General features: G+C 70.1%; 18 protein-coding genes. 9 read left to right on the top strand and 9 right to left on the bottom strand.

The window, feature by feature from the left end; all coding sequences use genetic code 11:
• Positions 1-210: 210 nt before the first annotated feature.
• Entirely contained in the window at positions 211-609 is a 399-nt protein-coding gene (locus tag BLU81_RS30660; protein WP_092548985.1) for a hypothetical protein, read from the bottom strand.
• On the opposite strand from BLU81_RS30660, the gene BLU81_RS51650 reads away from it, so the two are divergent.
• Both BLU81_RS51650 and BLU81_RS30655 read left to right on the top strand, forming a co-directional pair.
• Positions 608-736: a hypothetical protein gene (locus BLU81_RS51650; protein ID WP_269460927.1), complete on the top strand. Its 129-nt coding sequence runs from the start codon at positions 608-610 to the stop codon at positions 734-736. The genes BLU81_RS30660 and BLU81_RS51650 overlap by 2 nt on opposite strands.
• Positions 737-953: 217 nt before the next feature.
• Positions 954-3,086: a RecQ family ATP-dependent DNA helicase gene (locus BLU81_RS30655; protein ID WP_092548982.1), complete on the top strand. Its 2,133-nt coding sequence runs from the start codon at positions 954-956 to the stop codon at positions 3,084-3,086.
• Between the two features lie 35 nt (positions 3,087-3,121).
• Here the strand turns inward: BLU81_RS30655 and BLU81_RS30650 are convergent, their stop codons facing one another.
• The 3 genes from BLU81_RS30650 to BLU81_RS30640 form a co-directional block, all read right to left on the bottom strand.
• A complete protein-coding gene (locus BLU81_RS30650) occupies positions 3,122-3,694 on the bottom strand; it encodes a GNAT family N-acetyltransferase (protein ID WP_231953592.1) in 573 nt (190 codons plus the stop codon).
• A gap of 272 nt (positions 3,695-3,966) precedes the next feature.
• Complete coding sequence (locus BLU81_RS30645; protein WP_092548979.1) at positions 3,967-4,542, bottom strand: nucleotidyl transferase AbiEii/AbiGii toxin family protein; 576 nt, start codon at positions 4,540-4,542, stop codon at positions 3,967-3,969.
• A complete protein-coding gene (locus BLU81_RS30640; RefSeq protein ID WP_092548977.1) occupies positions 4,521-5,027 on the bottom strand; it encodes a hypothetical protein in 507 nt (168 codons plus the stop codon). The genes BLU81_RS30645 and BLU81_RS30640 overlap by 22 nt, the downstream gene beginning before the upstream one ends.
• 76 nt (positions 5,028-5,103) lie before the next feature.
• Here BLU81_RS30640 and BLU81_RS30635 point away from each other — a divergent pair, with 76 nt between their 5' ends.
• Complete coding sequence (locus BLU81_RS30635) at positions 5,104-6,072, top strand: hypothetical protein (RefSeq protein ID WP_231953591.1); 969 nt, start codon at positions 5,104-5,106, stop codon at positions 6,070-6,072.
• 21 nt (positions 6,073-6,093) lie between these two features.
• Here the strand turns inward: BLU81_RS30635 and BLU81_RS30630 are convergent, their stop codons facing one another.
• The 4 genes from BLU81_RS30630 to BLU81_RS30615 form a co-directional block, all read right to left on the bottom strand.
• Positions 6,094-7,227: a class I SAM-dependent methyltransferase gene (locus tag BLU81_RS30630; RefSeq protein ID WP_092548974.1), complete on the bottom strand. Its 1,134-nt coding sequence runs from the start codon at positions 7,225-7,227 to the stop codon at positions 6,094-6,096.
• Positions 7,228-7,314: 87 nt separating this feature from the next.
• Positions 7,315-9,372 (bottom strand): DEAD/DEAH box helicase, encoded by a 2,058-nt coding sequence (locus BLU81_RS30625; RefSeq protein ID WP_092548971.1) that lies wholly within the window; start codon positions 9,370-9,372, stop codon positions 7,315-7,317.
• A 220-nt stretch (positions 9,373-9,592) separates the two neighbouring features.
• Complete coding sequence (locus tag BLU81_RS30620; RefSeq protein ID WP_092548968.1) at positions 9,593-9,817, bottom strand: DUF3107 domain-containing protein; 225 nt, start codon at positions 9,815-9,817, stop codon at positions 9,593-9,595.
• Between the two features lie 40 nt (positions 9,818-9,857).
• A complete protein-coding gene (locus BLU81_RS30615; RefSeq protein ID WP_092548965.1) occupies positions 9,858-10,517 on the bottom strand; it encodes a TetR/AcrR family transcriptional regulator in 660 nt (219 codons plus the stop codon).
• Between the two features lie 301 nt (positions 10,518-10,818).
• Here BLU81_RS30615 and BLU81_RS30610 point away from each other — a divergent pair, with 301 nt between their 5' ends.
• The 6 genes from BLU81_RS30610 (at position 10,819) to BLU81_RS30585 (ending at position 18,590) form a co-directional block, all read left to right on the top strand.
• Entirely contained in the window at positions 10,819-12,540 is a 1,722-nt protein-coding gene (locus BLU81_RS30610) for a Daple (protein WP_231953590.1), read from the top strand.
• A 94-nt stretch (positions 12,541-12,634) separates the two neighbouring features.
• Positions 12,635-13,603 (top strand): alpha/beta fold hydrolase, encoded by a 969-nt coding sequence (locus BLU81_RS30605; protein ID WP_092548959.1) that lies wholly within the window; start codon positions 12,635-12,637, stop codon positions 13,601-13,603.
• 314 nt (positions 13,604-13,917) lie between these two features.
• Positions 13,918-14,505, top strand: coding sequence for a DUF3152 domain-containing protein (locus BLU81_RS30600; RefSeq protein WP_231953589.1), 588 nt, complete (start codon positions 13,918-13,920; stop codon positions 14,503-14,505).
• 166 nt (positions 14,506-14,671) lie between these two features.
• Positions 14,672-16,405 carry a DUF3152 domain-containing protein gene (locus BLU81_RS50955; protein ID WP_231953588.1) on the top strand — a complete coding sequence of 578 codons (1,734 nt, stop codon included), beginning with the start codon at positions 14,672-14,674 and terminating at the stop codon, positions 16,403-16,405.
• Positions 16,406-16,513: 108 nt separating this feature from the next.
• Positions 16,514-17,695 carry an adenylyltransferase/sulfurtransferase MoeZ gene (gene moeZ, locus BLU81_RS30590; RefSeq protein WP_092548953.1) on the top strand — a complete coding sequence of 394 codons (1,182 nt, stop codon included), beginning with the start codon at positions 16,514-16,516 and terminating at the stop codon, positions 17,693-17,695.
• A gap of 88 nt (positions 17,696-17,783) precedes the next feature.
• Positions 17,784-18,590, top strand: a complete 807-nt coding sequence (locus tag BLU81_RS30585; RefSeq protein ID WP_092548951.1) for a prenyltransferase/squalene oxidase repeat-containing protein — start codon at positions 17,784-17,786, stop codon at positions 18,588-18,590.
• A gap of 10 nt (positions 18,591-18,600) precedes the next feature.
• Here the strand turns inward: BLU81_RS30585 and BLU81_RS30580 are convergent, their stop codons facing one another.
• A complete protein-coding gene (locus BLU81_RS30580; RefSeq protein WP_092548948.1) occupies positions 18,601-19,842 on the bottom strand; it encodes a glutamate-5-semialdehyde dehydrogenase in 1,242 nt (413 codons plus the stop codon).
• Positions 19,843-19,850: the final 8 nt, after the last annotated feature.

Below are 19,850 nucleotides of genomic sequence, written 5' to 3'. Positions count from 1 at the left end.
CGGACCGGACCGACCGGCCTGGCCTGGCATGCGCCGGACCGGACCGACCGGCCTGGCCTGGCATGCGCCGGACCGGACCGACCGGCCTGGCCTGGCATGCGCCGGACCGGACCGACCGGCCTGGCCCGGCATCCGCTGGGCCAGGTTGGCCGAGAAGCTCCAAGACCGGCCGTCGCCACCCCGTCGAGGGCGGCGACGGCCGGTGCCATCTCATCCCGCACCGCCGGTGAAGCGGCCCTCGTCAGGACGATTGGCCCGGAATCGCAACCCCGACCATTGCTCGTCGATCGACACCTGACCGCAGGGGCGCATGTCGAAGTCGGCCACGATCGGCCATAACGAATCCCGGTTGATGTCGGCCTTGTTCCCCTTCGGATAGGCGATCCAGAACGCGCCGGGCTTATCGAGATCGGTGCGATGCCGTTCGAGCTGATCCCGCACACCAGCGGCATCCTCGGTGAACAGCACCGCCGTGCTCGCGGTCGCGAGGGACGCGGACTCCCGCACGCCCTCCGGCATCGGAGTGAGCAGCGGCAGCCGGGCCGGCTCGTTGAGCCAGACGGTCGAGTTGGGCTTGATCAGCAGTTTCTCGGCGATCGTTGTGGTCATGTCACCGAGAATTCCACCCGCCCGGCACCGGATCACCGTCTTCGCCGAACGCGTCCCACGTGGGTACCGGGCCGGCCGGAGCCGGCCCGGCGTGGTGGTGGGCGAGGCCCGGCCTGAGCCGGTTTGACGCCACTTCGCGCCGGGACGAACCGGGTCGTGCATCCACCTGACGTCTGCATGGTGCCCCTTCCGATCGAACCCGCTTGGACGCCTTGGAGCATTGCCGATCCGCCGGACCGCTGCTCGAAATCGCCCCTCGCCCTGTGGACAACTCCCGACTGTGGATAACTCGAAGGAGGTCCGCCGCGGGCTGATAGACATGCCGGGTGACTGATACGACGCGGATGGCGGCAAGCGAGGCCGAGCGAGCGGTCGTGCGAGAGCGGGCCGAGGAGGTTCTCCGCCGGCTGGCCGGGGAGCACGCGGTGCTCCGGGAGGACCAGTGGCGGGCGATCGAGGCGCTCACCGTCGACCGGCGGCGGGTGCTGTGTGTGCAGCGCACCGGATGGGGCAAGTCGGCGGTCTACTTCGTGGCCACCGCGCTGCTGCGCGCCGGTGACCGGCAGGCCGGGCCGACGGTCATCGTGTCGCCGCTGCTCGCCCTGATGCGCAACCAGGTCGACGCGGCCGCCCGGGCCGGCATCCAGGCCCGCACGATCAACTCAGCGAACCTCGACGAGTGGTCCCTGATCGAGCAGGAGATCCGGGCCGGCGAGGTCGACGTGCTGCTGATCAGCCCGGAGCGGCTCAACAACCCCGACTTCCGGGACAACGTGCTGCCCGGGCTCGCAGGCAGCACCGGCCTGCTCGTGGTCGACGAGGCGCACTGTGTCTCCGACTGGGGGCACGATTTCCGGCCCGACTATCGGCGGCTGCGGACGTTCCTGGCCGGCCTGCCCAGCCGCACCCCGGTGCTGGCCACCACCGCGACCGCCAACGCCCGGGTCACCGCCGATGTCGCTGACCAGCTCGGCGACGCGCTGGTCCTGCGTGGCTCGCTCGAGCGGGACTCACTGCGCCTGGCCGCGCTCCGGCTGGAGGACCCCGCGCATCGTCTGGCCTGGCTCGCCGACCACCTGGAGCGGCTGCCCGGTTCCGGCATCATCTACACCCTGACCGTCGCCGCGGCCGGTGAGACCGCCGACTTCCTGCGCTCGCGTGGATTCGAGGTGGCGACCTACACCGGCCAGGTCGAGGACGCCGAGCGCCGGGCCGCCGAGCAGGACCTGCTCAACAACAAGATCAAGGCGCTGGTCGCCACGTCGGCTCTCGGCATGGGCTTCGACAAACCCGACCTGGGGTTCGTCGTCCACCTCGGCGCGCCGCCCTCCCCGATCGCCTACTACCAGCAGGTCGGCCGCGCCGGCCGCGCGGTCGAACACGCCGAGGTGGTGCTGCTGCCCGGCCCCGAGGACGTCGCGATCTGGCGCTACTTCGCATCGCTGGCCTTCCCGCCGGAAGATCAGGTGCACGCGGTGCTGAGCCGGCTCTCGCCGGTCCAGCCGATGTCGACCCAGGCGCTGGAGCCACTCGTCGATCTCCGACGCACCCGGCTGGAGCTGATGCTCAAGGTCCTCGACGTGGACGGGGCGGTGCGCCGCACCCGTGGCGGCTGGCTCGCCACCGGTGAACCGTGGACCTACGACGAGGCACGGTTGCGGCGCGTCGCCGAGGCACGCGAGACAGAGCAGAAGACCATGCTTGAGTACGCGGTGACCACCGCCTGCCGGATGGAGTTCCTCCGTCGTTGCCTGGACGACCCGGAAGCGGTCCCGTGTGGCCGCTGCGACAACTGCGCGGAACCGCTGTTCGACAGTGAGGTGTCCGCCGGTTCGTTCGCGGCCGCCGAAGCGTTCCTCGGCCGTCCCGGTCTCGAAATCGCACCGAAGAAGATGTGGCCCACCGGGCTGGCCGCGGTCGGTGTCTCACTCAAAGGCCGGATCGCGCCCGCCGAGCAGATCGAACCGGGCCGGGCCGTCGGCCGTCTGTCCGATCTCGGCTGGGGCAACCGGCTGCGCGCCGCGGTCTCACCGGAGTCCGTGGACGGTCCGATCCCACCAGAGCTGGCCGATGCTGTTGTCGAGGTGCTCAAGGCCTGGGCCAGGGGAGATGACGCTTGGAAGCAGCGTCCCGCAGCCGTCGCAGCCGTCTATTCACAGCGTCATCCACAACTTATCCACAGCCTCACCGAGCGCATCGCCGCGGTCGGCAGGCTGCCGATGCTCGGCGTGGTCCAAGCCTCACCCACGCTCGATGGCGGCAGTCACCGAGGCAACAGCGCCCAGCGGGTCCGGGCCTTGCACGACGCTTTCGAGGTGCCACCGGCGATGGCCGCCGAGCTGCCGGACCTGTCCGGCCCGGTGTTACTGGTCGACGACCTGGTCGACTCCGGTTGGACGATGACACTGGCCGGCCGTGCCCTCCGACGAGCAGGCGCCCCCGGAGTCCTGCCCCTGGCACTTGCGGTGGCCGGCTGACCAACCTCAAGGCGTGGAGTGCCCGGTGGTGGCTGTCAGGACTTGCCGAGGATGGCGTTTCGGGTGGGGCGGCGGTCGATCTCCATGAAGCGGTGGGCCCCGGCCAGTTCGGTGAAACCGGAGCGGCGGTAGACGTCGTGGGCGTCCCGGGTGGCCAGGAGGAAACGCTGGATGCCGCGTTCGGAGAGGTCGGCCAGGATGGTGTCGATCACCCATTGGCCGAGGCCGTGGCCGCGGTGATCCTTGTCGACGAAGACGTCGCAGATCCAGGCGAAGGTGGCGCCATCGGTGACGGCCCGAGCGAACGCGACCTGCTCACCCGGACCGGCGACGGCGCCCTGACCAGGGACGGTGCCGGGGTCCGGGACGGTGGCCGGGTCCGAGGCGGTGCCCGCGTCTGACGCTGGGGTGTGGGCGGTAGCGGGTGTGGTTGGGGTGGCTTTGAAGACCGAGTAAGGGAGGGAGCCGTTGATGGAGCGGGCTACCAGGTCGTACGGGCGGCCGGCTGCCCAGTAGGACTCCTCGGCCAGCCAGCGGTGGACGCGGGTGAAGTCGACGCGTTTCGGGTCTGCGGACAGGACGTATCCGTCGCGTTCCAGATCTTCCACGGAGTGCTCCTTCGTCCTGGCTGAGTACCCGGCCGGTCGCATGGTGTCACAGAGGTTGATCGTCCCGTGTCGGTAGGCCGCCGTGTCACGGCATCCGGGACGTCACCCTCTGATGGGCAGGCCTTGCGAACAGGTAAGACAGGGCCGGTGCGGGACAGGCGGTGAGCAGGGAAAGCGGGGCCGATCCAGGTCGGCGATGGGTAGGGGAGCGGGGCACGGGAGGGCTGCCGGTGTCAGAGCAGTCGGGTTGTTGCGGTTGCCAGGCGCGTCAGTCAGGAGGTGGGGGCGCGCCGCCGTCTGGAGGGGTGCCGCTCACCGTCCAGGTGCGGATCGTGGCGGGTGACAGCAGGGACTCCAGGGTTGGTTCTGACGGCGGCTCCAACCACACCGTCGGCCCGCTGGTCGCCGACGGTGTGGCTGATGGCATTGCTGGGGGAGCGGATGGGTGAGGGCGCGGGCTCGGTGCCCAGGGCGACCCTCTGCAACACCGGACGCAGGTGCATGCCGGGGGATTCGGCCAGCAGGACGGCGTCGTAGTCGTCCTTCATCGCTGATACCCGGCTTACCCTCTGGTCGGTGGCGAGCCAGTACAGTTTCCACGCCAGCGACAACTCACGGCTCGGTGTCCACAAGCCCAGGGGCGGCCGGCCGCCGGAGCGGGGGACAGCCGTGCACACCGGAGGCTCGGGGAGGCGTTCGCCGAAGGACACGTCGATCTGCACGGTGCCGGGCTCGAAGTCCGGGGCACGCCACGGGACGCTGACCCGGACACGGCCGGTCTCACCGTCGAGGTCGTAGTCGGCGTAGTCGATGTCCGACGTGACGTTCATCTCCTCGGGGTCGAACACGATGCCTTCAGGAGAACCGGGTCCGCCTCGGCCCGGCCGACGTGATGGCAGCACTGGGTCACAAACCGCTCCTGCACGCCGTCGTCGCGGACCCGTCGCGCGTTGCGGGACAGGCGGGCGTCGTGCCGGCCGACGACCGCGCGTACCTGCTCGAGGTCGCTGCCGGCCGGCAGCAGCAGCTTCACGTGATGCTCGAAGTAGAGGTGGCCCGTGGCGGGCGTCTCCCGGCTGGACGCGGCGGCCTCCACTTTGAGCCGGGTGACGGTGAAGCCGGATTTCCACAGTTCAGCCGCGGTATGGCGGGCGACCTGCTCGGCTTCGGCAGCGGTGCCGCCGGTCAGTAGGCTGAGCATCGGCTGGTCGGCGGTGAGGCCCTGGTCGAGCAGGATACGGGTGTACTTCCACCCGCTCCCGGCGGCCCAGGACCGAAGCTTCTCGTCGTCCGCTTCGGCTGAAACCGTCAGATGTATTTCGAAGCCGCCCACGCCCCGCACGCTACCGCCGGGGATGACAGTTACGCTGACGAGTGGACGCAACCGGGCGGAAGGATTCTCATCATCGATGCCTGACGACGAGGAACCACGGTTCGGCCTCGCCCGGCCGGAGAGCGCCGGGAAACCGGCAGGTGACGGCTTTCGATTCGCCGCGATCGGCGCCCTGTTGATCGTCGTCCTCTTCGCGGGATACGGGCTCGGCCGGCTCAACGGCGGCACCACAGGCGAGGCAGGCGCGACCAGGCCGCAGGCCACCCCGAGCGCGTCCGCTTTTGACGAGAGTCAGCCCCATGTTCATGGGACCACCGCCCCGATCGGTACGACCGGCGGCGCCCCCGTCGGCGGCCTCTCCCTCAGCGGCGGCGGTCTCACCCTCACTCCGCTGACCACGGTCTTCGACGCGGGGAAAGCGCGGCGGCTTGAATTCACGATCAACGGGCCGGGTGGTGCGCCGGTCACCACGTTTGCCGTCGTACACGACAAGCTGTTGCATTTGATCGTTATTCGGCGTGACCTCACCGGCTTTCAGCATCTACATCCGGTGATGGCGCCCGACGGTACGTGGAGTGTCGATCTCACCCTGGGTGAGCCGGGCCTCTACCGGATGATCGCTGATTTCACTGCTCAGGTCGGTGGTGTCGAGACGGTCAGCAGCCTGGGCAGCGACCTGACGGTCGCGGGAGACTACGCGCCGGTCACCCTTCCCGATCCGGTCCGGGCCGCTACCACCGGCGACTTCCAGGTGGGGTACGAAGGAACGCCCGCCACCGAGTCCACCCAGCCACTGCTGATGACGGTGACCGACGGCTCCGGGAAACCCGCCGTGCTGGAGCCCTATCTGGGTGCGTTCGGTCACCTGGTCATGCTGCGCCAGAACGATCTCGGCTATGTCCACGTGCACCCGGAGACTCAGCTGGTCGACGGCAAGGTCAAGTTCTGGCTGGCCGCTCCGAGTCCGGGCACCTACCGGATGTTCCTCGACTTCCAGGTCGCCGGGAAGGTCTCCACGGCGGCCTGGACTGTCGTAGTCAGCTGAGCGCAACCCCAGTTGGAAGACTCAGAGTAGTTTCGCCAGCGCCGGTTCGACGCCCCACTGGCCGGTCAGCGAGGCATATTCGGCTTCCTGCTCGGCCGTGGGTGTGGCCTCGGTCCGCCGGGCCCGCAGCATCAGGTTGCGTGGCGTGTGTGCCGAGTCGATGAACTCGACGACGTCCACCCGGTAGCCGTGCAGTCGCAGCAGGGCGGCCCGAAGCGAATCGGTCAGCACGTCGGCGAATCGTTCGCGCAGGATCGCGTGACGGGTTACCTCCCCGTACGGCGAAGGGGTCGAACTGCCTTTGAGCTGCGCCGCGATGTCGTGATGGCAGCACGGAGCGGCCAGCACCCACCGGGCCCGCCAGCCCACCGCGCGAGCCAGCGCCTGATCGGTGGCGGTGTCACAGGCGTGCAGCGCGAGCACCAGGTCGGGCTCGATCGGCAGTTCGGCTTCCTCGATGGTTCCGGCTACGAACGTGACCTCGGCGGCGCAGCCCAGTTCGGCAGCGACCGCGCTGTTGCGTACCCGCTGATCCTCGCGGACGTCGACCCCGACGACCTGGACCTGAACGCCCCGCCCGGCCAGGTATCGATAGGCGGCGAAGGTGAGGTACGCGTTTCCGCAGCCCAGGTCGACGACACGCAGCGGAGTCGGAAGATCGTCGGGCAGCGTGGCGGCGAGCGCCCGGAGGAAGGCGTCGATCTGGCGGCGTTTGGCGGCCGTGCCGCCGATCACGGTGAAGAGCGGGTCACCCGGGTCGAGCAGCCACTGCTTGGCCCGGTCGTGAGTCTCGGGCACGGGCTGCCCGGCGACAGCCGCGCCCCGGTGCACCTGAGCGTCGCCCTTCTTGGTCACCCGTACCTGCACGGTGGCCGAGTCGGTCTCCACATGCCAGTTGCCGAACGGCTCGGCCAGCAGAGCGTCGACCGCCTCGGCGGCTTCGGTGCCCTCGACGTTCCGGGTGAACGGCCGGGCACCGTCGTCGGTGACGATCTGTAGCTTCCGCCCCTGCTTCAAGGTGACCGGGCGCACCTGGGCGCGAGTCACCGAGGGTGTATGCCCGCGGCGGCGGCCGGCCGCGACAGCCCGGGTGAGGCCGGGTGCGAGCAGAAGCTCACGCACCTCGGCGAGTACTGATTCGAGCGGTTCTGGCATGGGTCCCATTCTGCCCGCGGTGGGAGACGGTCCCATCAGCCCATGCGGCCGCATGGGCCAAGAGGGGCCCATGCGGCTTACGGACGATCAGGCGTCGGCGGTGGTGTCCTCAGCCGGTGCGGTGGCGGCGCGACGACGACGCCGACGAGGTGCGGCGGGCTCCTCAGCAACAGCCGGAGCAGCAGCAGCCGGAGCAGCAACAGCGTCATCCGAAGCGGCGGCAGCGACCGGAGCCTCAGCCGAAACGGCGGTAGCAGCCGCACCGGTGGTGGCGGCCGGAACCTCAGCCGAAACGGTGGCGGCGGACGGAGCAGCGGCTTCGGTGGCGGCGACTTCGGAGAAGGTCAGCGAAGTCGCGGGAGCGCGGCGCCGCCGAGTCCGGGCACGAGGCGCGGCCTCCTCGACAACCGAACCCTCCGAAGCCGGAGCGGAGACCGCCGGAGCGGAGACCGCCGGTGCAGAGGCTGCCGGAGCGGAAGCGGCCGAACCGGAGTCGGCCGGCGCAGCGTCGGTCGAAACTGAAGCGGCCGGAGCAACGGCGACCGGAGCCTCGGTGACGACCGGGCCGTCCGCGGGAGCCACAACGGACCCGGCGGATGCTTCCTCGTCGATCCGGCGACGGCGACGCTGCCGCTTGGGCCGCTCGGTCACCTCAGCCGATGCCGAACCCGAACCCGAACCCGATCCGGATGCCGAGCCCGGCCCGTATCCCGAGCCCGAACCGGAATCCGCAGCGGAACCCGAGGTGGACGGCGACGACGGCCCGGAGCTGCGCCCACGTGAGCGGCTGCTGTCGCCACGACCGCGAGGGCTACGGCTACCACCGCGACGCCCCACACCGCCGAGGTCTTCCTCGATCTCCGCGGACAGACCGGCCCGGCTGCGCGAGGCGGTCGGCAGGGTGCCCGAGATGCCGCTGGGGATGTCCAGGTCGGAGTAGAGCGCCGGACTCGTGTGGTAGGTCTCCGGCGGCTCCGGCATGCTGAGACTGAGCGACTTGTCGATCAGCACCCAGCGCGGCATGTCCTCCCAGTCGACGAAGGTCACCGCGACACCTGTCGCACCGGCCCGGCCGGTGCGGCCGATGCGGTGCGTGTAGGTTTCCGGGTCTTCCGGGCAGTCGTAGTTGATCACGTGGGTGACGCCGGACACGTCCAGGCCACGGGCCGCCACGTCGGTCGCCACCAGCACGTCGATCTTGCCGCTGCGGAACGCCCGCAGTGCCCTCTCACGCGCGCCCTGGCCCAGGTCACCGTGCACTGCGGCAACCGCGAAACCACGGAAGTCGAGGTCCTCGGCGACCCGGTCGGCGGCCCGCTTGGTGCGGGTGAAGATCATCGTGAGGCTGCGGTCCTTGGCCTGCAGGATGCGGGCCACCATCTCCACCTTGTTCAGCGGGTGGGTGCGGTAGACGACCTGCTTGGTCAGCGGCGACGCGGCGCTCTCGGTGGTGTGCCCGGCGTGGATCGTGACCGGGTTGTGCAGGAACCGGCGGGACAGGGCCACGATCGGGTCCGGCATGGTGGCCGAGAAGAGCATCGTCTGGCGCTTCGCGGGAAGCATCGCCAGGATCTTCTCGACGTCCTCCAGGAAGCCCAGGTCGAGCATCCGGTCGGCCTCGTCGAGCACCAGCGCCTTGACCGAGTTCAGCTTCAGGTGCTTCTGCTTGGCCAGGTCGAGCAGACGGCCGGGGGTGCCGACCAGGATCTCGACACCCTTTTTCAAGACCTCGACCTGCGGCTCGTACGCCACCCCGCCGTAGATCGGCAGCACTCGGACACCGCGGGTGCTGCCCGCGGCGGCCAGGTCACGGGCCACCTGGAGACCGAGCTCACGGGTGGGGACGACGATCAGGGCCTGCGCCTGGCCGTCGGCGCCCTCGGACGGGGCGGTGACGCGCTCCAGCAGGGGGAGGCCGAAACCGAGGGTCTTGCCGGTGCCGGTGGGCGCCTGGCCGATCAGGTCGGTGCCGCGCAGGGCGATCGGCAGCGCGTACTCCTGGATGGCGAACGCGTGGGTGATGCCGGCCGTGGCCAGCGCCTCGACGGTCTCGGCCCGAACGCCCAGCTCAGCAAAGGTGGGGCTGTCAGCGCGGACCGGGGCGCGGCTGGTTACGGGAACTAGAGCTTGCTCATTGTCGGTCATGAAGTTTTACGGGTGCCCTCTCGTGGTGCGCCCGTCGGATGTCGTGGGCGCGATCTCGTATAGGCGCGGGCCGCACGCTCGAAAGCGGGCCACACGCGGGCCGTCGACTTGACAGATCGACGACGACACAGGCCACTCTACCCGACCTGATAGCAGACGCACCCGAGAGAGAGTTACGGGAGGGCGCCCTGTGCCAGGGCATCCCTCCCGTCGCAGTAGTTCAGCGAGTGGTGAAGCCGAAGGGGCGGTGCGTCGCCTCCGCGATCTCCACGTAAGCCACCTTGGCGATCGGGATGATCACCTTGCGGCCCTTCTCGTCAGTGAGTGTCAGGACGCCGTCCTTGGCCAGAGCATCCGTCACGGCCTGCTCGACCTCCGCCGGGGTCTGAGCGCTCTCCAGCACAAGCTCGCGCGGCGACTGTTGCACGCCGATCTTGACCTCCACGGAGTCCCTCCCAAAAAAGATCTGTTACCCGATCGAAAGGCTATCCGATTTCCGGGGCCATTCCGGCGGTTGAACCGCCCTGGAGCGGGAAGCTGGCGATCCCACGCCAGATCAGTGCAGCTACAAGCGCTTCGGCTTCAGCTTTCGGCGTACGCCGACCGTTCGCCAGCCAGAACTGCGCGGCCTGCCCGGCGGCCCCGGCGAGGCCCGAGGCGAGCAGTTCGGCTTGATCGGCCCGGAGCCCGGTGTCCGAGATGATGGTGTCGGTCACCGCGGCGATGCAGCCCTGCTCGACCCGCTCGACCCGCTGGCGCACCTGGGGGTCGTTGCGCAGGTCCGACTCGAAGACGAGCCGGAAGGCCTCGCTCTCGTGGTCCATGAAGTCGAAGTACGCCCGGACGGCGCCCTTCACCCGGTCCTTGTTGTCCGGCGATGCCAGCATCGCCCCGCGCACCTTGGCGATTATCGCGTCGCAGTGCGTGTCCAACAGGGCCAGGTAGAGCTCGAGTTTGCCGGGGAAGTGCTGGTAGAGAACAGGCTTCGAGACACCTGCACGTTCCGCGATGTCGTCCATCGCCGCGGCGTGGTAGCCGTGGGCGACGAAGACTTGCTGCGCGGCGGCCAGCAACTGCTTACGGCGCGCCGAGCGGGGCAGGCGGGTAGGTCGTGCGGTCTGTGGCCCGCCGGACGCAGCGGTCATTTCTGTGAACCTCCAGGGGGTCTCGTGTCCCCGCGGTTTGTCGTCTCGGATTGCCCGGTTCGGCGCATGTCGCGGTCGTGCGGGCAATTGTCGCGACGCTGCAACTTATCGCCACTGCAACGACACGGTAGCCTCAGCGGGGGCGAGCGAGGAGCACGCGGTGGATGAATCAGGGCATTCCGGGGACACCGGAGCCTCAACGGGTGGCAACGGAGCCGACTCGCAAGACCGCACACGGGTGAACGGCTGGGCGAATAACGACAGCTCGTGGCCCAACACGGGAGCGGGGTTGGAGCAGGGAGTGGACACGCCTCCATGGCGGCGGCCAGCGGACGGGCGCACCTTCGGCCGGCAGCAGTTCCCGGCCGAGCGGCCGTTCGGGACAGCGCCGGCGTCCGGGGTTCCCGAGTCGACGCCGGGTTCGGCACCGAGTTCCGAGGTTCCCCCGTCCGGGTCCTCTGACGGGTGGCCTTCCGAACGGAACAGGCTCGCCGACATTCTCGGCCACCGCCGTCCGCCGGGTGTGCCGCCGCTGCCGCCGACCCCGAGCAGCGCCCCGCCGTACCCGTACGAGGGTGATCTGGACGACTCGTACCCCCAGCAGCGTGGCTCGGTGCCGATGCCCCGGCCCGACTGGCTTCCCGAGCAGCCCGCCGCCGAGCAGACGCCGGCCGCGCCGGTCTCGTCCGAGCCGATCCGGTCCCGGCACGCCCTGGTCACCGACACTCTGGCTCAGGGCCTGCCGCATTTCGACGGGCCGACAGGTGACGGTTCGGCGTACGATTCGCCGAGCTACCCGCGCAAGCCGACATTCCCCTCGCCGGGTCTGCCGGGTGCCGGCGACGTCGAGACCGACGCCGACGGCGAGCCGCGCGGGGTCCTGCCCCAGCGCGTTCCGGCCCAGCCGGACGTCCCGAGAGTTCCGGAGCCGCCCGCTGTGGAGCCGTCGGCCGAAGCACCGGCATTGGCGCGGATAGCGACGCACCTGCGTCGCGGTGACGTCGTGCCCGCCCAGGAGCGTCAAGAAGGTTTCGACGTCCAGGACATCCTGGCCGCGGTCCGTGAGGTCGACGGGGTCCGGGACGCGTCGCTGCGGGCCACCCCGGCCGGCGCGCACAGTCTCCGGCTCGACCTGTCCGACGGCGCCGACCCGGCCGAGGTGAGCCGCCAGGTGGCCCGCCTCCTGCAGGACCGGATGGGTCTCGACGCGGCCATGCCGGGCGACCCGCCCGCCGCGCTCCGGCCGGCCGGCGCCCCGGTCTCGTCACCGCGGACGCCGTTGCTGCCCAGCCAGCCCACCCGGCAGGCCCGGGCCTCGTTCCCGGTGGCGCCGGTGTCCAGCCCGGCCCGGCCGGTCTCCAGTCCGGTCCGCCCGATCTCCAGTCCGGCCGCGCCGGTGTCGAGCCCGGCGGCCCCGATGCCGATGGCACCGGTCTCCGCGGCACCGGCCCCGCCGATGCCGACGGCCTCGCCGATTCCGACTATTCCGACGGCCCTGATGGCTCCGGCTCCGGTGCCGGCGGCCACTCCGGTCAGCCCGGCGATCAGCACACCGGCCGCACTGGTCCCGGCGGACGCCTCCAAACCGCGCCCGCTGGACCCGGGTGACAACCCCGGCCCTCGGGTGATCATCGAGAACGTGCACGTCAACACGTTCGGTGCGGACGCCACCGTCGAGGTGCGGCTGCGCGCCGGCGGGCGGACCGCCTCGGGTGTGGCCACCGGCCCGGCGGTCGACGGCTACCTGCTTCGCCTCTGCGCGACGGCCACCGCGGGTGCGGTCGACGAGTTGCTCTCCACCTCCGGTCATCCGGACGGTCCGGCGCGCTGTTTCGTCGAGCACGCCGCCGCGGTGTCGTTCGGGCAGATGCAGGTCGCCGTGGTCGTGTTGCTGCTCTCGTGCGGCGGCGGCTGGGTCGAGCAGCTGGCCGGATCGGCTGTGGTGACCGGCGACGACCGGCACGCCATGGTCCGCGCCACCTTGGCCGCGGTCAACCGCCGCCTAGAGGCACTGCTGGCCTGATGAGGGGCCCGGCGAAAGGCCTGTTGAGAGGCCCGGCGAAAGGCCTGACCATAGGCCCGATGAACGGCCTGACCACAGGCCTGATGAGGGGCTGATGAGAGGCGCGATTCTTGCCGACGACAGCACGCTGTTGCCGGATGGTGAGGTTCCGCCACCGTGGCCCGCGCGCCGGGTCACGGTCGGTGGCGCGATGCTGCACGTCCGGGACACCCCGGGGCTGACTCCTGAGGCCCAGCCCGCCGTGTACGTACACGGGCTGGGTGGTTCCTCGCAGAATTTCACCGACTTGGCCGGGCTGCTCGCCGACCGGCTCGACGGCCAGGCGGTCGACCTGCCCGGGTTCGGTTACAGCGACCCGAGCCCGCGTTATTCGATCCCGTCCTTCGCGTCGACGCTGATCGACTACCTGGACCACTCCGGGCGGGGACCGGTCCACCTGATCGGCAACTCGCTCGGCGGGTCGATCTCGGTGCGGGTGGCGGCGCTCCGGCCCGACCTGGTCCGGACCCTCACGCTGATCTCGCCGGCGATGCCGTTCCTGGACCCGCGCCGGACCGCGCAGGGCCCGGTGCTGCCGCTGCTCGCGCTGCCCGGTGCCGAGCGCCTGATGGCCTGGGCACTCACCCGGGTGACCGCTGAGGAGATGGCCGAGCAGGTGCTGGCGGCGTGTTTCGGGGACACCACGAAGGTGCATCCGCAGCGTCGGGCCGAGGCGATGGCCGAGATCCAGCTCCGCTACACCGTCGCCCACTACCCGCGGGCCTATCTCGGCACCCTGCGGGGCCTGGTCGGCAGCTTCTTGCGGGCTTATCTGCCGGGTGACAACTCGCAGTGGCGCCTGGCCGCCCGGATCGAGGCGCCGACGCTTGTCATCGGGGGTCTCACCGACAAGCTGATCGACCCGCGGGTGCCGGCTCAGGTGGCCCGGATCGTCCCGGACGGCCGGTTGCTGATCCTGCCCGGGGTCGGCCACGTCGCTCAGATGGAGGTCCCCCGTCTGGTGGGCCGTGCCATCGTCGGCCTGCTGACCGAGGCCCATCAGTCCACCAGCGGGAACGTGTAACGAAACGCACCAAGATTGTCCCCGGCTGGGCACGGTGAGTGACATGTGGAAATCTCCGAAAGGTGATCTCCCGTGGTGACCGATGGCAGTGGACCTGGTTCGTGGTGCTGGCCGCGACCTTGCTGCTGCTCGCGACGATTGCCATCAGCAGCCGGTGGAGGGCTGAGCCGGTCCAGCCGGGCAGTCCGGCGGCGGCCGCCGAGCCTTTAGAAGAGCCGTCGGTAAGTGGGACGACCAGGCCGAGCGAACCGGCTGAACCGAGCGAACCGGCTGAGGAAACTCTGGCCGAGGGCGTTCTTCAGCTCGCCGGGAAAGTGCCGTCCAAGGGCTCCGGCGACTTCACGTTCTCCAGTGAGCGCGGGCCGGTGGCCGGGAGCAAGGGCACGCTCCGCCGTTTCAAGGTCGCCGTGGAGAAGGGCAGTGGCGAGGACGTCGCCGACTTCACCGAGCGGGTCCGGGCGGTGCTGGAGGACGAGCGCAGCTGGGCCGGCTCCGGAAAGTTCCGGTTGCAACTGGTTGCCGGGTCGGACAAGGCCGACTTCACGATCTACCTGGCGACGCGGGTCACGGCCGGGCGGATGTGCGAACGGGGCGGCACCGACATCCGGATCGGCGGGGTGCCGTTCACCTCGTGCCGGACCAGCGGCAAGGCGATCATCAACCTGGACCGCTGGCGGAAGTCGTCGACGCCCTACCTGGCCGCGAAGGCCGGGCTGGCCGAGTACCGGCAATATGTGATCAACCACGAGGTCGGGCACGAGCTGGGCCACCGGCACGAGGGCTGTCCCGAGGCGGGCGGCCCGGCCCCGGTGATGGTGCAGCAGACGCTGACGTTACGGGGCTGTACGCCGTACTCCTGGCCGCGCCGCAACGACAAGAACCTGGCCGGGCCGCGTCTCTGACAGGTACGGAAACGCGAAAGTCCTGTGACGGACGGTAAGTCGTGGCAGGCTTTCGCTTGCTATGGCAAACGCGACAAATGGCCCTGTTGACCCGGACGCCGGCAGTGAGCGGCGAGGCCGGGCCCGCGCCCGTACCGTGCCTGCGACGGCCACCGCGAAGTCTCCGGTGACCGCCTCCACCGACCCGGCCCGCAAGCCCGCCCGTAAACCGGCCGCCAAGAAGTCCACCGCCGGGGAGAACCTGGAACCGGACGCGGTCAAGAGCCCTTCAGCGCGAGCGGCGACCGAACGCGCCCCGGCCCGCAAGACCACCGTGACCAGGGCAGAGCCCCGCCCGGTGGGGGAGCGGGCGGCCCGTCGGCGCCCGGTGGCGAAGCCGCCGGAAGTAGCGGAGACGGCGCCGCCGGCGAGGGGACCGGAGATGACCCGCGGCATCCTGGAGCTGGCCGCCGAACGCCTGGCCGCGTCCCAGCCCCGCACGCCGGAGCTGGAGCCGCCCGCCCCGGCCCCCGGCGACCCGATGGCGGCTCCGGGAACCTCGGTGGGCCTCCGAGCCGCCGGTGGCCGCCGATCGAGTCGCTCCGGCGGAATGAGAGCACTGCCCGAGGCGCCCCGCCCGCCCGCGCCGGACAACGGCTGGCTGGGCGGCCCGGTCGAGCCAGAGCCCGCCCTCGAGGTCGACGAGAAGCCGGCCCGGAACGTGTACGCCGACGACATCCCGCTGGAGGACCGCTACCCGCGGACCCCGAACCGGCGCGGCCTGCCGCCGAGTCTGCGCCTGCCGGCCGAGCTGCCGGACAACCTGTGGCCGCCGAAGAACCTGCTGGACCGGAACCTCGCGGAGAACCCGCCCGTGACGCCCCGGGTCGAGTCGATCCCCGAACTGGCGGGCCGGCATCACGCCCCGGAGTTCGAGCCGGTCACCGAGGAGCGGATCTACGTGCCCGCGGCGTCCGAACCGGTGCCGGACGAGGAACCCGCCCCCGACTTCCTGCCGGCGGTGCTGTCCCAGCACGAGGTCGCGGAGCGCGAGGAGATCGATTACGTTCCCGCGCACTCCCGGCCGTCTCCGGCCCGGCACATGGTTCCGGAGTCGGTGACGACTCGCCAGGTTCGCCGTCGCAGGCGGGCGGTTCTGGTGGCGTACACCATGGTGGTCTTGACGGCTTTGGTCGTCGGTCATGAGGTGTGGACCGGTGGGCAGCCGATCGATTCGGTGCGGGACAAACCGGAGGTCGCCCAGCCGGCGGGCGAGATCGGTGTTCCGGCGGGCCCGACACCGGCTGTCACGATGACCGGGGCACCGCTGGAGGAGCCGACCAGCAAGAAAAAGGGCAAGAGCGGCGATTTCTCGTACGAACGGAGCCGTGGCCCGATGCTCGGCGAGAGTGGCCGTCTGTACCGTTTCCGGGTCGCGGTCGAGGAGGTCGTCGAGGACACGTCACCGGCCGGCTTCGCCGAGGTGATCGACGAGACTCTCGGTGACGACCGCAGCTGGGTGCACAGTGGTGAACTGCGGTTGCGCCGGGCCGCGAAAGCCGGCGACGACGTGGACTTCACCATCTACCTGGCGTCCGCGAAGACCTCGGAGAAGATGTGCGCGGCCGGTGGCCTGGACACCGACGGTTACACCTCGTGCCGGCTTCCCGGAAAGGTGATCATCAACGCCGCCCGGTGGGCCGGGGCGGTGCCGGAGTTCGGGGACCGGCTGACGACCTACCGCCGTTACACGATCAATCATGAGGTCGGGCACGAGCTGGGGCACGGTCACGAGGCGTGTCCGGGTAAGGGCGAACCGGCGCCGGTGATGCAGCAGCAGACGTTCGGTCTGAAGGGGTGCACCGCGAACGCGTGGCCGTACCTGGACGGCGACCGTTATCAGGGTAAGCCGATCGCCTGAGTTATTCCGTCATCCCGCATGTCGGGCCGGTGGCCAACGTCATGGGTGCGAGCCCGCGAATCGAGCAACAATGGGCGGCGATCCTTACCATCAACCCGGGGAGTGAATGTGGGTCTGCCTCCGCTCGTCGAGCCGGCAGCTGAGCTGAGCGTCGACGAGATCCGCCGCTACTCGCGTCACCTGATCATCCCCGACGTCGGGATGGACGGGCAGAAGCGTCTGAAGAACGCCAAGGTCCTCGCGGTCGGCGCGGGCGGTCTCGGTTCGCCGGCGCTGCTCTACCTGGCCGCGGCCGGGGTGGGCACGCTCGGCATCATCGACTTCGACACGGTCGACGAGTCCAACCTGCAGCGTCAGGTCATCCACGGTGTCTCCGACGTCGGCACACCCAAGGCGGAGTCGGCGGCCCGCAGCATCGCCGAGATCAACCCGCTGGTGAACGTGGTCATCCACAACACCGCGCTGGACCGCGACAACGTCAAAGAGATCTTCAGCCAGTACGACCTGATCGTCGACGGCACCGACAACTTCGCCACGCGGTACATGGTCAACGACGCCGCCGTGCTGCTCGGCAAGCCGTACGTCTGGGGATCCATCTACCGTTTCGACGGCCAGGCCTCGGTCTTCTGGGAGGAGCACGGTCCCTGCTACCGCTGCCTCTACCCGGAGCCGCCGCCGCCCGGCATGGTCCCGAGCTGCGCCGAGGGTGGCGTGCTCGGTGTGCTCTGTGCGTCGATCGGCTCGATCCAGGTCAACGAGGCGATCAAGCTGATCACCGGCATCGGTGAGCCGCTGGTCGGTCGGCTGATGGTCTACGACGCCCTGGAGATGGAGTACCGCAAGATCAAGGTCCGCAAGGACCCGGACTGCGCGCTCTGCGGCGACAACCCGACCGTCACCGACCTGCTCGAGGACTACGAGGACTTCTGCGGCGCGGTCTCCGAGGAGGCGCAGGAGGCGATCACCGGTTCCACGATCACCGCCCGCGAGCTGAAGGACTGGCAGGACAGCGGCAAGGACATCTTCCTGGCCGACGTCCGCGAGCCGGCCGAGTGGGAGATCAACCGGATCCCCGGCGCGGTCCTGATCCCCAAGGGCGAGATCCTGTCCGGTGCCGCGCTCGCGCAGTTCCCGCAGGACAAGCAGATCGTCCTGCACTGCAAGTCGGGCGTGCGCTCGGCGGAGGCGCTCGCGGCACTCAAGGCGGCCGGTTTCAAGGACGCCGTGCACGTCCAGGGCGGCATCGTCTCCTGGGTCAGCACGGTCGACCCGTCCCTCCCGTCGTACTGATCGTTTTCACCCCGGGGGGTCACCAACGGGTGACTCCCCGAAGTGGAGGGGCCTGCGTTCCATAGGTTCGGCCGGTACGGTCGTCATCGTGATCGATATAGACGCCGCGATCGGATATGTGGTCGCCCATGGTGACCCCGTCGAGCGGGCGCGGTTGTCCCATATCAGGACCGGTCAGCCGCCTCTGCCGGAAATCGTGGACCGGATCGCCGCCGGGCAGTTGCCCGAGGGCGGCTGGCCCGCCTCCGCCGACGACGGTGCGATCCCCTCGATCGACGCCACCTGCTTCCGCCTGGCCGAGCTGGACGACATCGGCGTCCTCAACAGCCCGATCGGCGAGCGGGCCCTGCAGTGGCTGGCCTCGGCCCAGCGCGGCGACGGCACCTGGCAGGAGCACGAGTCGCTGGCCGGGCAGGCGCCACCGTGGGCGCTGCCCGGCGACCCGGAGGCGACCCTGTACCTGACGTCGCTGGCCGGCTTCTGGCTCACCGCCGTCGCGGTCGCGACCGACCCTTTTCAAACCCGTTCGCCGTACGACGAGGTAGCGCGCTCGTCCGCGACGTGGGTGGCCGCCCAGCTCCGGCCGGACGGCAGCTGGCCGTCGTTCCTGGCCACCGGCTGGCACGCCGCCGGGCTCCTGCATCAGCAGCAGTTCTTCTACGAGTCGGCCCGGGTCCAGCAGGTGCTCGGCAGCCGCCTGCCGGACATGTCCCCGGCCGATGTGGCGGCGATGACGGTGGCGCTGCGCCGGGTCAACCTGGGTGACGACTGGCTGTTGCAGAGCGCCTGGAAGCGGCTGGGTGAGGCACAACGTGTCGACGGCGGCTGGGACAGCAACGAAGGCCCGCTCTTCGACGTCAACGCGACGCTGACGGCGCTGCGGGCCTGCCGTTGATTTCTCGCTTCTAGCGAGTGTGACCGTTTCCGGTCACCACGTATTTCGTGGAGGTCAGCTCCGGCAGGCCCATCGGACCGCGGGCGTGCAGTTTCTGGGTGCTGATGCCGATCTCCGCGCCGAAACCGAACTCGCCGCCGTCGGTGAACCGGGTCGACGCGTTGACCATCACTGCCGCCGCATCCACGCCGGCCACGAAACGCCTGGTCGCGGTGGTCGACTCGCTGACGATGGCCTCGGTGTGGCCGGTGCCCCACTGCCGGATGTGGTCGAGGGCGTCGTCCAGGGAGTCGACGACGGCCACCGCGATGTCCGGGGACAGGTATTCCGTACCCCAGTCGTCGTCAGTGGCGGCGACCACCGCATCGCTGAAACCCGCCACGCGGGCGTCGCCGTGCACGGTGACGCCGCGGCTCTGCAACTCCTCCAGGACCAGCGGCAGGAACGTGTCCGCGATAGCCGCGTGTACCAGCAGCGACTCTGCGGTGTTGCAGGTGGAGTACCGCTGTGTCTTCGAGTTGACCGTGACGGCCAGAGCCTTCTCCAGGTCGGCGGCCGAGTCCACATAGACGTGGCAGTTGCCCACCCCGGTCTCGATCACCGGCACCGTCGACTCCTCGACCACCGTCTTGATCAGCGAGGCGCCACCGCGCGGGATCAGCACGTCGACCAGGCCCCGGGCCCGCATCAGCTCCTTCACCGAGTCGCGGGTGGTGGCGTCGAGCAACTGGACCGTGTTGACCGGCAGACCCGCGTCGGCGACCGCCTTGCGCAGCACCGCGACGATCGCCGCGTTCGACGCGAACGCCGAACCGGAGCCGCGCAGCAGCGCCGCGTTGCCGCTCTTGAGGCAGATGCCGGCGGCGTCGGCGGTCACGTTCGGCCGGCCCTCGTAGATCATGCCGACGACCCCGAACGGCACCCGGATCTGCCGCAGCTCCAGCCCGTTGGCCAGCGTCGACCCGCGCACCACGTCACCGATCGGGTCGGGCAGGACGGCGAGCTGCCGCAGACCGTCGGCCATCGCGGCGACCCGCTCCGGGGTGAGCGTCAGCCGGTCGATCATCGCCTCGGAGAGGCCGTTGGCTCGGGCGTTCGTGATGTCCACCCCGTTGGCGTGGACGATGTCGTCGGTCCGCTCGACCAGCCGGTCGGCCATCAGCAGCAGGGCCGCGTCCTTCTCGGCGCGGGTGGCCCGGGCCAGATCGATGGCGGCGACCCGCGCCGCGGCGGCCTGTTCCAGCACGCTCATTACTAGCC

Origin of the sequence: Actinoplanes derwentensis, from assembly GCF_900104725.1 — a bacterium.
In the GTDB taxonomy this organism is placed as follows: domain Bacteria; phylum Actinomycetota; class Actinomycetes; order Mycobacteriales; family Micromonosporaceae; genus Actinoplanes; species Actinoplanes derwentensis.
Note: the sequence above shows the minus strand (reverse complement) of the source record. Positions and strands in the feature narration are given on the sequence as shown.

Coding starts and splice junctions, on each gene's coding strand:
- BLU81_RS30630 (WP_092548974.1), bottom strand. CDS start 7,227: ATGCCAGAACCGCTCGAATCAGTACTCGCCGAGGTGCGTGAGCTTCTG.
- BLU81_RS30580 (WP_092548948.1), bottom strand. CDS start 19,842: ATGAGCGTGCTGGAACAGGCCGCCGCGGCGCGGGTCGCCGCCATCGAT.
- BLU81_RS30625 (WP_092548971.1), bottom strand. CDS start 9,372: ATGACCGACAATGAGCAAGCTCTAGTTCCCGTAACCAGCCGCGCCCCG.
- BLU81_RS30635 (WP_231953591.1), top strand. CDS start 5,104: ATGCCTGACGACGAGGAACCACGGTTCGGCCTCGCCCGGCCGGAGAGC.
- BLU81_RS30615 (WP_092548965.1), bottom strand. CDS start 10,517: ATGACCGCTGCGTCCGGCGGGCCACAGACCGCACGACCTACCCGCCTG.
- BLU81_RS30605 (WP_092548959.1), top strand. CDS start 12,635: ATGAGAGGCGCGATTCTTGCCGACGACAGCACGCTGTTGCCGGATGGT.
- BLU81_RS30655 (WP_092548982.1), top strand. CDS start 954: ATGGCGGCAAGCGAGGCCGAGCGAGCGGTCGTGCGAGAGCGGGCCGAG.
- BLU81_RS30660 (WP_092548985.1), bottom strand. CDS start 609: ATGACCACAACGATCGCCGAGAAACTGCTGATCAAGCCCAACTCGACC.
- BLU81_RS51650 (WP_269460927.1), top strand. CDS start 608: ATGTCACCGAGAATTCCACCCGCCCGGCACCGGATCACCGTCTTCGCC.